Source organism: Hydrogenophaga sp. (assembly GCF_041913525.1).
In the GTDB taxonomy this organism is placed as follows: Bacteria; Pseudomonadota; Gammaproteobacteria; order Burkholderiales; family Burkholderiaceae_C; genus Hydrogenophaga.
In genome coordinates, this window is sequence record NZ_JAYSFD010000009.1 from 159,110 (window position 1) to 170,515 (window position 11,406).

Sequence of the window (11,406 nt, forward strand, 5' to 3'; positions counted from 1 at the left end):
AGGCCGAGTACAACCCGGCCCGCCTGCAGGCACTGATGGAGGGGCGCACCGGCTGGCCCATGGTGGATGCCTGCGTGGCCATGCTGCGCGAGACCGGCTGGCTGAATTTCCGCATGCGCTCCATGCTGGTGTCGGTGGCGGCGTATCCGCTGTGGCTGCACTGGCGCCCGGTGGGCGAATGGCTGGCGCGCGAGTTCCTGGATTGCGAGCCCGGCATCCACTGGAGCCAGATGCAGATGCAGAGCGGCACCACCGGCACCACCGGCATCAACACCACCCTGGTCTACAACCCCGTCAAGCAGGCGCAGGACCAAGTCCCCCATGGCCGGTTCGTGCGTCACTGGCTGCCGGCGCTGCAGCAGGTGCCCGACACCTGGCTGTTCCAGCCCTGGCTGATGCCGCCCGACCTTCAGCAGCGCATGGGGCTGCGGCCGGGGGTGGATCTGGTCGATCCGGTGGTCGATCTGGACACCGCCACCTGGCTGGCCAAGGACCGGGTGAATGCCCTGCGGGCCCGGCGTGAGGTGCAGGCCGTGCAGGCCGACATCCTGCGCCGCCACGGATTTAGACAGCGCCGCACCGAACAGGTGGCCGGACCGCGCCAGCGCCGCGTTGCCGAAGTGGCGTCACAGCAGATTGGCTTCGACTTCTGAGCCGCCTCCGCCGGCGGCCCATCCAATCACTTCATCCCGCGCATCCAGGCAAGGGCTTCCGGCGCTGCGGTGACGAAGGTGGCGCGGTGATCGGCACCGGGAACTCGGCGGGTTTCCACCCGGTTTCCGGTGGTGTTCGGCTGGCCGATGAGGATGTTCTGGTAGGTGCTGGCCAATGTGGCGATCGGTTCCTTGAGCACTTCGTCCCGGGAGCCGTAGAACATCTTCAGGGGCGTCCTGAAGAGCTGCCGGTAGGTTTCGTTGCGACGCAACAGTTCGCCGTACGCCGAACCTGCGAAATGAGCGGGATCCCGGTACTCCGGCCTGAAATAGCCGATGAGGGGCAGGGGGCCGAATCGCTGGAACATTGCGAGCAGGTCGGCTTCCGAGCCATAACGGCGGTGGTAGATGCTTTCCAGGGCCGCGTAATGGTCGGGGTGGATGACCGATCGGGCCAGACCGGGCCGCGCGTAGTAGTGCTCGTAAGAGAACACCGTCAATGCCACGATGGTGTTGAGCCACACCGCATCGATCCCCTGGCGGGGGTAGTACATCAGGCCATTCAAGGCGGCGAACGGGTCACTGGGAGCCGATGCGGTGAAGGCCGCGTCGACCTTCACTCCTGCGGATTCGAGTTTCTGCAGAAAGCCGGTGGTGTTGAGGCCACCCAGCGACCAGCCACCCAGGAACAGCCGGGAGGTGGCGATGTCCTTCTGCCGCAGAAACGTCTGCACGTCCAGGTACAGGTCGTAGTTGACCTGCTGGGTCGCCTGCTTCACGAAGTAGGCCTCGGGTTCCTGTGCGTGACCACCCATGCCGAGATAGTCGGCTGCCATCACCGCAAACCCGTTGCCCGCAAACAGGGCCACCATGTAGCGGGTTTCGTAGGCGGCGTCGTAGTGGGGCAACCCGCTCGGGTTCTCCCGTCTGAACGCGAACGAGGGCACCTCGTACTTGCCAAACACCGTGCCGTGCTGGTACGAGATCAGCGGCAGCGAGCCGTTGCTGCGGCCCTTGGGCAAGGCCAGCAGACCCGTCACCCGGACTGTCCGGTGGCCCTGCTCCGGAACGCTCGAGTCGTACTCGACTGTGTAGATGTCCACGTCCTGGGTCGCCGTCGAAGGCGTGGGCACGGCGTAGGGCGGCTGGGCACCGGTGTGCTTCATGAACGCCGCGCGTTCTTCGGTGAGCACCAGGTTCAGTTCATGAGCGGGAACGGTCTTGAGGAAGGTGAAGACCGCATTCGCCGCATGGGCGCCGGGGATCATGAGGGCCAGCAGGAGGCTGAAGAAAACACGCATGGGAATGGCTTTCAGGGGGTGATCCCGATGTCGCACCCAGGGGGGCACCCATGGCATCGGGCGATGGCGCTGTCGGTTGTGACCGGTCAGAAGCCTCATTTTTTATCACTTTATCTTGTAATCACAAATTAAACTGTCATTCGATACTTTTTGGATGACATCAATGAAAACCAAGCTTTTCTTCACCGCCCTGGCACTTCAGGGCTGCCTTCTGCCGTCTGCACACGCAGCCGATGGGCATGGGCACGTGTCCATCGCCGTCGTGAAGGCTCAGAACGACGCACTCGAGAAGAACACCGACGGCAAGGGTTTCGGGCCGCAGTCACCTCGTGACCTGGCACAGAAGAGCGGCCAGAACATGCGCGCGTTTTCCCCTGCACCCCGTTATCAGCAGATGAACCTGTGCAACATCCACATGCACAAGAACGCAGAGCACAAGGGCGGCGAGTTCACGCTGTATGCAGGGACTGGCGACGGCCATGGTTTCGAGTCGGGTTACAAGTACGCCGGCCAGCTCAGCCACGGCGAATCCAGGCCGCTCGGGACAGGCGTCTGCAAGGGCGACCATGGTGCTCTGCAGGTCGGCGACACCATCGAAGTCCACTATGTGCACAGCACCGCACAGGTCAAACCCGGCCCCACCCTGGCCGCCTGCCTCAGCGAGTCGGACATGAACCCGCAACTTCGTGTCGAGGCCCAGGTGTTCGTGCTGGTCAACAACAGCCAGGCCGCCGATTTCCTTCGCTTGATGGCCGTGGGTGAACGCAGCGGTTACCAGCAGGCGTTGAACATTCCGCGTACGACAGGCACCCCGATTCAGTACGCCGGCTCCACCACCGGGCCGTCTTACAACGAAAAAGGCTCTCCCCTGCAGGTCACCTGGAGCGTGCGACCCAAGGTCATGAAGGTCAATGCCACCACCGTGGACCAGTGGTGCAAGGACAACCCGTTTCGGGAGAACCACGCCCACGGCGTGCGCAACCTGGTCCGCAGCGAGAAGCTGCTGTCGCCGATGCACTGACACCGGGCCGGTGAGGGCCGGCCGGCTCGGCCGGTGATCGGCGCGGCGACGCCTCAGCGCGCAGCGTTGCCGGCCGTCGCCATCCGCGACCGCACCGCTTCGCCCAGCTCGATCACCGCCATGGCGTAGTAGCTGCTCCAGTTGTAGCGGGTCACGACATAGAAGTTTTCGGTGCCCGCCACGTAAGAGGGCGGGGCGCTGCCGTTCTGCAGTTCCACCAGCGCGAGCTGGCCAGGGTGGCGGCGCCCGGCCTCGTCCAGCGCCGCGCCCAGGGCCTCGAAGCGGGCCGGGGCGAAGCTGGGCAGGATGTCGGGCGCCAGCAGGGTGTCCAGGTTCTCGCGCGAGGCCTCCACCCGCACCGGGTAATGCGTGGGCATGCCCGGCTGCCAGCCAAAGGTCTTGAAGTAGTTGGCCACCGAGCCAATCACGTCGGCTGGGCTGTCGAACAAATCGACCTTGCCGTCGGCGTCGAAGTCGATGGCGTACTTCGCCCAGCTGCTGGGCATGAACTGCGGCCAGCCCATGGCCCCGGCGTAGCTGCCCAGCAGCGCCAGCGGGTCTTGGCCTGTGCGGTGCGTCAGGCTCAGGAACTGCTCCAGCTCGCTGCGAAAGAACTCGCTGCGGGCCGCCGCGCGCGGGTGGCTGGGCGGGAAATCGAAGGCCAGCGTGGTCAGCGCGTCGATCACGCGGAAGTTGCCCGTGTGGCGGCCGTACAAGGTCTCCACGCCAATCACGCCCACGATCAGGCTGGCCGGCACACCGAACTGCGCCTCGGCGCGGGCGAGGGTGTCGCGGTTGGCTTCCCAGAAGCGCTGGCCGGCCGCCAGGCGAATGGGCTCGATGAAGCGCGCGCGATAAGCGGCCCAGTTCTTGGGTTGGGTGCTGGGGGGTGGCGTGGACAGGCGCACGATGGCCGGCACCCGCTCGGCCGCGCCGATCTGGGCGCGCACCCAGGCCGGGTCAAGGTCGCGGCGGGCGGCCAGGTCGGCGGCGAAGGCCATGGCCGCCTCGCTTTGCGCGTAGCGGAAGTTGGGGGCCTCGGCCGGTCGGGTGCTGCCCGGGCGGCGCTTGGCGGGCAGGTCGGCGGCCTGGGCCACGGCGCCGCACAGGGTGGCGGCCAGGGCGATGCCCAGGGACAGGTTCAGAAGAGGGCGGCGAATCATGGCGATGGGCGCTTGGGCCAGTGCAGTTGCTTGAACGCGGCGCGCAGGCGCCGCAGGTCAGCGGAGGGTTCTTTGGCGTAGCGCTGGGCTTCCAGGTCCAGCAGCCACAAGGCGATGTCTTTTGCCTGGTCGGTGCACTGCTGCTGCACGGCGGTGGCCAGGGCGCGTGGGGTGGCGCGCGCGGGCAGGGCGAACCCGGCGCGGTGCAGGCGCAGCCGCGCCTGGTCCAGCAGGCGCAGCCAGGGGTCTTGCCGCTGGCGTTCCCACAGGTTCCACAAGGCACCCAGTCCGCTGGCCAGCACCACCAGGCCGATGAGGGTGTAAGCCAGGTCGGCCCAGTCGGGTTCGTCAAAGCCCAGCGCGCGCAGCAGGTTGAGTTGCTCTCCTTGGGTGTAGTTCAGCACCCATTGGTTCCAGCGGTTGTTGATGGCTTCCCAGGTGGCGCGCAACTGGGCCACCAGCGTGGGGTTCAGCGTTCGAATGGCGCCGGCCACCGCCCCCTCGGGGGCGCTCAGCCGCTGCAGCGAGCCGATGCGCCCCGGGGCCACCGCGCCAGTGGGGTCCACGCGCACCCAGCCCTGGCCTTGCAGCCACACCTCGGCCCAGGCGTGGGCATCGCGCTGGCGCACCGTCCAGTAGCCGTCCACGCCGTTCATCTCGCCACCCTGGTAGCCGGTGACGATGCGCGCCGGGATGTCCATGGCGCGCATCAGCACCACGAAGGCGCTGGCAATGTGCTCGCAGAAGCCCTCGCGCCGGTCGAACCAGAACTCGTCGGCGGTGTGCTGGCCGTACACCCCGGGCTCCAGCGTGTAGCGGTAACCGCCCGCGCGCAGCCGGTCCAGCGCGGCCTGCACCAGGGCGGGCGCCGCATCAGGCCCCGCGCCGTGCTCGCGGCGCAGCGTCACGGCCAGTTCGTGGGTGCGGGGGTTGAAGCCGCCGGGCAGTTGCAGGTAGTCCTGCAGGCCCAGCACCGGCCGATCGGGGCCGTGGCGGAAATCGAGGTAGCTCTCGGCCCGGTAGCGCACCAGCGAGCCGATGGCGCGGCGCGTGACCCATTGCAGTTCAGGCGTCATGCGGGCCTGGGTGCCGGGCACCTCGGGCGCGGCCACGGCAGCGTCCAGCAGCAGCACCCAGGGCTTGTCGTTGGGCTCCAGCGTCACCTCGTAGCGCACCGGTTCGCCGCTCACGCGCAGGTCGGGGCTCAATCCGAGTGAGCGGGGAAAGTCGGAATTCAGTGGCTTCCACTCCACGCCGTTGAAGTCGCTGAGCACGGGGCCACGGAAGTAAAGGCGGTTGGCGGGCGGTGGCGGGCCCTCAAAGCGCACCCGCATGGCGATGCGGTCGTCCAGCACCAGTTGGGCGATCTGGCCCACCCGCATCTCGTTGGACAGGCCGCTGCGCCCGCTGTTCTCATCGGCCGGCAGTCCCCACAGCGGCGCCATGCGGGGAAAGAGCAGGAACAGCGCCAGCATGATGGGCGCGCCCAACAGCGCCATGCCGCCGGCCACGCGGGCGGCTTGCCACAGCGACGGCCGCCCCACCGGCATGTGCGCGTTCACCAGCGCGGTGAGCAGGCCCATGAGCGCTACCAGAATGCCGGCGGCCGTGAGCAGCGACTGCGAGTAGAAAAAATGCGTGAGCAGCGTGAAGAAGCCCAGGAAGAACACCACGAAGGCGTCGCGCCGCGCGCGCAGCTCCAGCGTCTTGAGCGCCAGCAGCACCACGATCAGCGTCACGCCAGCGTCGCGTCCCACCAAGGTGCGGTGGGTGAGCGCGGTGGCGGCGATGGCCAGCAGCAGCAGGCCCACGCGCCAGACCCAACCCGGCAAAGGGGCACCACGCAGCGTGAGCACGGTGCGCCAGGCCAGCACCCCAGCCGCCATCAGCGAGCACCACAGCGGGATGTGCCCGGTTTGCAGCAGCACGATCCAGCCGATGACCGCCAGCAGGAAGAGCGTGTCGCGGGCCTCGCGCGGCAGGCGCGCGGCAGCAGCCAATGGGGATGCCAGGCTCAGCACAGCGCCAGTGCCTCCAGGCAGCGGGCCTTGTGCACGGGGCCCTGGTCGGGGGCGATGTCCCGCCCGGGCAGGCGCAGGCCATACACCAGGTCAAGCCGGTCGGCCACCAGCACCCAGGCCGTCAGGCGCGACAGCCGCGCTTCCAGCCCGGTGTGGCCGCAGGCGGCGTGGTCGAGCCACAGGGTTTGGCGCTGGGCGACCGAGGCGTCGCGGCTGACCAGTTCGTCGCGCCCGCTGGCAAAGGCCTGCGCCGCCTTCTTCCAGACCACGGCTTTCATCGGGTCGCCACGCCGGTACGCGCGCACCCCCTCGAATTCGCCCACCGCCTGGGTGCGCAACGGGCCGCTCTCGCCGGCCTGGGCCTCGCCCACGGGCAAGGGCGGCGGCGTGTCTTCGGGGGTCGGGTAGACCAGCACGGTGCTGGCGGTGCGCCACACCGTCCACACCCGGAAGGTGCCCAGCGGAAACAGGGTCTGGGCGATGAGCGCCGGCAAAGCGTGGCGCCCGCGGCCGGGTGCGCCCCAGGTGACCTGCAGCGCGGCCTCGCCCTGGGCGGGCACGTCCACCCAGGCCAGTGCCGGGGGGTGGCCGTGGGCGGGTCGCACCGCCAGGCCAATGCCATGGCGCGCGGTGCGCCGGGTGTTTGTCAGGCGCAGGTCAAGGCGCACCGCTTGGCCCGCGTGCACCGGCTCGGGCGGGTCCAGGTGCAGGCTCAGGCCGCGCAGGTTCCCGTGGCACACGTGCATGCCCACGACCGCACAGCCCGCCAGCAGAAAAGTGAGCAGGTAGCCCAGGTTGAGCTGGTAGTTGATGCTGGCCACCAGCAGCACCACCAGGGTGAGCGCCAGCATCCAGCCCGCGCGGGTGGGCAGGATGTAGACGTTGCGGTGCGTGAGCTGCACCGTGTCGCTGGCGGGCACGCGGTTCAGGAACCAGCGGTTCGCCCGATCGCGAAGGGGCGCCAGCAGGCCGCGGCGCCTCGGGGGTGCCGCGCGCCGCTCAGGGTAAACGGCGGTGTTCATCCTCAGGGCAGGGGCACCGCGTCCAGCATGGCGCGCACCTGCTCCATCGACCCGCGCCCGGCATCGCGCACAGGGATCAGGCGGTGCGCGGTGGTCTGGGGCAGGATGGCCGCGATGTCGTCTGGCGCCACGTAGTCGCGCCCGCTCAGGAAGGCCTGCGCCTTGGCCGCGCGAACCACCGCCAGCGCCGCCCGGGGCGACAGCCCCTGCACGAACCAGCGCCCGCTGCGGGTGGCGGCGATCAGGTCTTGCAGGTACTCCAGCACCGGTTCGGCCGTGTGCACCTGGGCCACCTGGGCTTGCAGGCGCGCGAGATCGGCTGGCGACAGTGCCGCGGGCAGCCGATCGAGCATGTCGCGCCGGTCTTGGCCGCGCAGCAGCTCGCGTTCGGCGGCGCGGTCGGGGTAGCCCAGCGACAGGCGCATGTGGAACCGGTCAAGCTGCGACTCGGGCAGGGCATAGGTGCCGAGCTGGTCGTGCGGGTTCTGCGTGGCGATCACGAAAAAGGGCTGCGGCAGGTCGCGCGTCTGGCCCTCCACCGTCACCTGCTTTTCCTCCATGGCCTCCAGCAGCGCGCTTTGCGTCTTGGGGCTGGCGCGGTTGATCTCGTCGGCCAGCAGCACCTGGGCGAACACGGGGCCCGGGTGGAACACAAAACCTTCGCGCCCGCGCTCGTAAATCGACACCCCGATCAGGTCACTGGGCATCAGGTCGGCCGTGAATTGCACGCGAGCGAATTGCAGGCCAAAGGATTGCGCCAACGCATGGGCCAGCGTGGTCTTGCCCACGCCCGGCACGTCCTCGATCAGCAGGTGCCCACCCGCCAGCAGACAGGCCACGCAATCGGCCACCTGCTGTGATTTCCCCACGATCACCGTGTTAAGCTGGCTCAGCAGCTGCTGAAGTTTCGAGTCGGCTTGCATGCCGCGAACCATACCGTAGTTTTGTGATGAGCCAGGCCACCGGATATTTCACCCACAAGGACTGTTGGAGACACGAGATGGGGGCGGGGCATCCCGAATGCCCGCAGCGTCTTGACGCCATCGAAGACCGTCTCCTGATCACCGGCCTTGACCAGGCCATCGAGCGCCGCGAGGCCACGCCAGCCGCCCTGGCCGACCTCGAACTTGCCCACTCGCGCATGCACCTCGCGGCCCTGCGCGGCCTGAGCGACAACCTGCGCGACGACGTGGCCGCCGGGGGCCCCGCGCACGCGCAGATCGACCCCGACACATCCATCAACGTGCACAGCTGGGACGCCATCCTGATGGCCGCCGGCGCGGCCATCGACGCCACCGACGCCGTGATGGCCGGCGAGATGGTCAATGCCTTCTGCGCCGTGCGCCCCCCAGGCCACCACGCGGGCCGCGAGAAGGCCATGGGCTTTTGTTTTGTCAACAACGTGGCCGTGGCCGCCAAGTACGCGCTGGAGCGCCACGGTCTCAAGCGAGTGGCCATCGTTGACTTCGACGTGCACCACGGCAACGGCACCGAAGACATCGTGGCCGGTGACGAGCGCATATTGATGTGCAGCTTTTACCAGCACCCCTTCTTTCCTGAGGGCGACCACCGCCAGGCGCCCAACCTGGTGAACCTGCCCGTGCCTGCTTACACCAAGGGCATGGACATCCGCGAACTCATCGACATGATGTGGCTGCCCCGCCTGGACGCCCACCGCCCCGAGATGCTCTTCATCAGCGCGGGTTTCGATGCGCACCGCGAAGACGACATGGGCCAACTCGCGCTCAATGAAAACGACTTCGCGTGGATCACCCTGCGCATGAAAGAAGTGGCCCAGCGCCACGCCAAAGGCCGCATCGTCAGTTGCCTGGAGGGCGGCTATTCCCTGAGTGCCCTGGCCCGCAGCGTGGAAGCCCACCTGCGCGTGCTGGCCGATGTTTGAGGTGACCATGACCGATGCCCTGCTGCTGCACCGCCGCGACGCGCGTGGCGTGCACACCCTCACCCTGAACCACCCCAAGGCCTTCAACGTGCTGTCCGAGGCCATGCTGGCCGCGCTGAAGCAAGCCCTGGCCGAGGTGGCCGCCGACCCGCAAGCCCGCGTGGTGGTGATCGCCGCCGAAGGCCGTGCGTTCTGCGCCGGCCACGACCTCAAGGAAATGAAGGCCCGGCCTGAGCAGGCCTATTACCAAGACCTGTTCTTGCGCTGCTCGCGCCTCATGCTGTCGATCCGCGCGCTGGACGTGCCGGTGATCGCCCGCGTGCAAGGCCTGGCCACCGCGGCCGGCTGCCAGTTGGTGGCCCAGTGCGACCTGGCCGTGGCGGCCGACACTGCCACCTTCGGCGTGAACGGCATTGACGTGGGCCTGTTCTGCGCCACGCCCAGCGTGGCCTTGTCGCGCAACCTGTTGCCCAAGCCCGCGTTGGAGATGCTGCTCACCGGCGACTTCATCAGCGCCGACGAGGCCCGCCAGCGCGGCCTGGTGAACCGCGTGGTGCCAATCGACGGGCTTGACGCCGAGGTCGAGCGCCTGGTCGGGCGCCTGCTGGCCAAGCCCCGCGAGGCCATCGCCGTGGGCAAGCAGCTCTTCTATCGCCAGTTGGAAACCGGCATCGAGTCGGCCTACCAGCTCGCGGGCCAAACCATGGCCTGCAACATGGCCCACCCCGTGGCCCAGGAAGGCGTGCAGGCCTTCATTGACAAGCGCGCGCCGTCCTGGCGCACCTGATCTCCCTTCGTTTTCCGTTTCATGTCCGCTGCCCCGAAGCCCATCGACGACATCGGCCTGTGGTTCCAGGCCTTTTTGCAACCCACCGTGCTCATTGAACTGGGCGTGCTGCTGCTGGCCGGTTTCCTGGCCTGGGGCATTGCCACCCTGGCCCGGCGCTCGCTCTCGCTGCAAGACAACCACGGCAGCGTGTTCTTCGGGCGCCGCGTGATCGATGGTGCGCTCTTTCCGATCCTGTTGCTGTGCCTGGCCTACGTGGCGCGGGCCCTGCTGGTGCAGAGCATGCCCATGGCCGTGATGCGCATTGCCATCCCGGTGCTGGTGTCGCTGGTCGTCATTCGCGTGGGCGTGAAGGTGCTTCAAATCGCCTTCAAGCAGGCGCCTTGGGTGAGGGCGTTGGAGCGCACCATTTCCTGGTTGGCCTGGCTGGCCATGGTGCTGTGGGTCAGTGGCCTGCTGCCGGTGCTATTGGCCGAGCTGGAGCAGGTGTCCTGGAAGGTGGGCAGCAGCACCATGAACCTGCGCACCGTGATCGAGGGCACGATCACCGCGGGCGCGGTGCTCATCCTCGCGCTCTGGGTGTCGTCTGCCATCGAGTCGCGGCTGCTGCGCAACGTGGTGGGCAGCGAACTGTCCATGCGCAAAGCGGTGAGCAACGCCACCCGTGCGCTGCTTGTGTTCGTGGGCCTGATCGCCGCGCTCTCAGCCGTGGGCATCGACCTGACCGCGCTGTCCGTGCTGGGCGGTGCGGTGGGCGTGGGCATCGGCTTTGGTCTGCAGAAGCTGGCGTCCAACTACGTCAGCGGCTTCGTCATCCTGGCCGAGCGCAGCATGCGCATTGGCGACAACGTGCGGGTGGACAACTTCGAGGGCCGCATCACCGACATCAATGCGCGCTACACCCTGATTCGCTCGGCCACCGGGCGCGAGTCCATCGTGCCCAACGAGACCCTCATCACCACCCGCGTGGAAAACCTCTCGCTGGCCGACAACCGCCAGTGGCAGTCCACCGTGGTGTCGGTGTCGTATGAGAGCGATGTGGAACTGGTCATGCGCCTCTTGCTGGAGGCCGCCTCGTCCCAGCCCCGGGTGCTGAAAGACCCCGGTCCTTCGGTGGCGCTGTCGGCCTTTGGTGCCGACGGTCTGGAGTTCACCGTAGGGTACTGGCTGTCCGATCCAGAAAACGGGCTGCTGAACCTGCGTTCGCAAATCAACATGGCCATCCTGGCCTCGCTGCGCCAGCACGGCATCGACATTCCGTATCCGCAACGGGTGGTCCACCTGCGCCAGGCCACTTGAGGCCTGCGACGCGCTCGGGCTTTTGACCGAGCGCGATGGGTGGCCGGTATAATTTAAAAAAAGCACGACCGTTCTATTTTGTGGGCTTTGTGCCAACTGGCCAGGGCGTGCCGCATACAATGGCAATTGACGTGCACGTCAATTGCACGAGACCATTCCAACTACCAGGAGCACTCCCCTATGAAGGTCATCGTTCCCGTCAAACGCGTGGTGGACTACAACGTCAAAGTGCGAGT

General features: G+C 67.6%; 10 protein-coding genes. 5 read left to right on the forward strand and 5 right to left on the reverse strand.

All coding sequences use genetic code 11. The features are described 5' to 3' along the window. Positions 1-23: 23 nt before the first annotated feature. A complete protein-coding gene (locus ACE3RQ_RS12880; protein WP_374522432.1) occupies positions 24-653 on the forward strand; it encodes an FAD-binding domain-containing protein in 630 nt (209 codons plus the stop codon). A 26-nt stretch (positions 654-679) separates the two neighbouring features. Here the strand turns inward: ACE3RQ_RS12880 and ACE3RQ_RS12885 are convergent, their stop codons facing one another. Then, positions 680-1,954 (reverse strand): alpha/beta hydrolase family protein, encoded by a 1,275-nt coding sequence (locus tag ACE3RQ_RS12885; RefSeq protein ID WP_374522418.1) that lies wholly within the window; start codon positions 1,952-1,954, stop codon positions 680-682. Positions 1,955-2,117: 163 nt separating this feature from the next. Here ACE3RQ_RS12885 and ACE3RQ_RS12890 point away from each other — a divergent pair, with 163 nt between their 5' ends. Next, positions 2,118-2,975 carry a delta-class carbonic anhydrase gene (locus ACE3RQ_RS12890; protein ID WP_374522419.1) on the forward strand — a complete coding sequence of 286 codons (858 nt, stop codon included), beginning with the start codon at positions 2,118-2,120 and terminating at the stop codon, positions 2,973-2,975. Positions 2,976-3,028: 53 nt separating this feature from the next. On the opposite strand, the gene mltB is transcribed toward ACE3RQ_RS12890, so the two are convergent. From mltB to ACE3RQ_RS12910, 4 genes are read right to left on the reverse strand one after another with little or no spacing between them, the layout of a single operon-like run. Beyond that, positions 3,029-4,138, reverse strand: coding sequence for a lytic murein transglycosylase B (gene mltB, locus ACE3RQ_RS12895; RefSeq protein WP_374522421.1), 1,110 nt, complete (start codon positions 4,136-4,138; stop codon positions 3,029-3,031). After that, entirely contained in the window at positions 4,135-6,159 is a 2,025-nt protein-coding gene (locus ACE3RQ_RS12900) for a transglutaminaseTgpA domain-containing protein (protein WP_374522422.1), read from the reverse strand. The genes mltB and ACE3RQ_RS12900 overlap by 4 nt, the downstream gene beginning before the upstream one ends. Beyond that, positions 6,153-7,181 carry a DUF58 domain-containing protein gene (locus tag ACE3RQ_RS12905; RefSeq protein ID WP_374522423.1) on the reverse strand — a complete coding sequence of 343 codons (1,029 nt, stop codon included), beginning with the start codon at positions 7,179-7,181 and terminating at the stop codon, positions 6,153-6,155. Before ACE3RQ_RS12905 ends, ACE3RQ_RS12900 begins: the two co-directional genes overlap by 7 nt. Before the next feature lie 2 nt (positions 7,182-7,183). Continuing rightward, on the reverse strand, positions 7,184-8,104 hold the full coding sequence (locus ACE3RQ_RS12910) for an AAA family ATPase (RefSeq protein WP_374522424.1): 921 nt from the start codon (positions 8,102-8,104) through the stop codon (positions 7,184-7,186). A 26-nt stretch (positions 8,105-8,130) separates the two neighbouring features. Between ACE3RQ_RS12910 and ACE3RQ_RS12915 the strand changes: the two genes are divergently transcribed. The 3 genes from ACE3RQ_RS12915 to ACE3RQ_RS12925 are packed head-to-tail and all read left to right on the forward strand — an operon-like array spanning position 8,131 to position 11,170. Next, positions 8,131-9,084 (forward strand): histone deacetylase family protein, encoded by a 954-nt coding sequence (locus ACE3RQ_RS12915; protein ID WP_374522425.1) that lies wholly within the window; start codon positions 8,131-8,133, stop codon positions 9,082-9,084. Positions 9,085-9,091: 7 nt separating this feature from the next. After that, on the forward strand, positions 9,092-9,871 hold the full coding sequence (locus ACE3RQ_RS12920) for an enoyl-CoA hydratase (RefSeq protein WP_374522426.1): 780 nt from the start codon (positions 9,092-9,094) through the stop codon (positions 9,869-9,871). A gap of 21 nt (positions 9,872-9,892) precedes the next feature. Further along, a complete protein-coding gene (locus tag ACE3RQ_RS12925) occupies positions 9,893-11,170 on the forward strand; it encodes a mechanosensitive ion channel family protein (protein ID WP_374522427.1) in 1,278 nt (425 codons plus the stop codon). Positions 11,171-11,406: the final 236 nt, after the last annotated feature.

Coding starts and splice junctions, on each gene's coding strand:
- ACE3RQ_RS12885 (WP_374522418.1), bottom strand. CDS start 1,954: ATGCGTGTTTTCTTCAGCCTCCTGCTGGCCCTCATGATCCCCGGCGCC.
- ACE3RQ_RS12890 (WP_374522419.1), top strand. CDS start 2,118: ATGAAAACCAAGCTTTTCTTCACCGCCCTGGCACTTCAGGGCTGCCTT.
- mltB (WP_374522421.1), bottom strand. CDS start 4,138: ATGATTCGCCGCCCTCTTCTGAACCTGTCCCTGGGCATCGCCCTGGCC.
- ACE3RQ_RS12905 (WP_374522423.1), bottom strand. CDS start 7,181: ATGAACACCGCCGTTTACCCTGAGCGGCGCGCGGCACCCCCGAGGCGC.
- ACE3RQ_RS12910 (WP_374522424.1), bottom strand. CDS start 8,104: ATGCAAGCCGACTCGAAACTTCAGCAGCTGCTGAGCCAGCTTAACACG.
- ACE3RQ_RS12915 (WP_374522425.1), top strand. CDS start 8,131: ATGAGCCAGGCCACCGGATATTTCACCCACAAGGACTGTTGGAGACAC.
- ACE3RQ_RS12920 (WP_374522426.1), top strand. CDS start 9,092: ATGACCGATGCCCTGCTGCTGCACCGCCGCGACGCGCGTGGCGTGCAC.
- ACE3RQ_RS12925 (WP_374522427.1), top strand. CDS start 9,893: ATGTCCGCTGCCCCGAAGCCCATCGACGACATCGGCCTGTGGTTCCAG.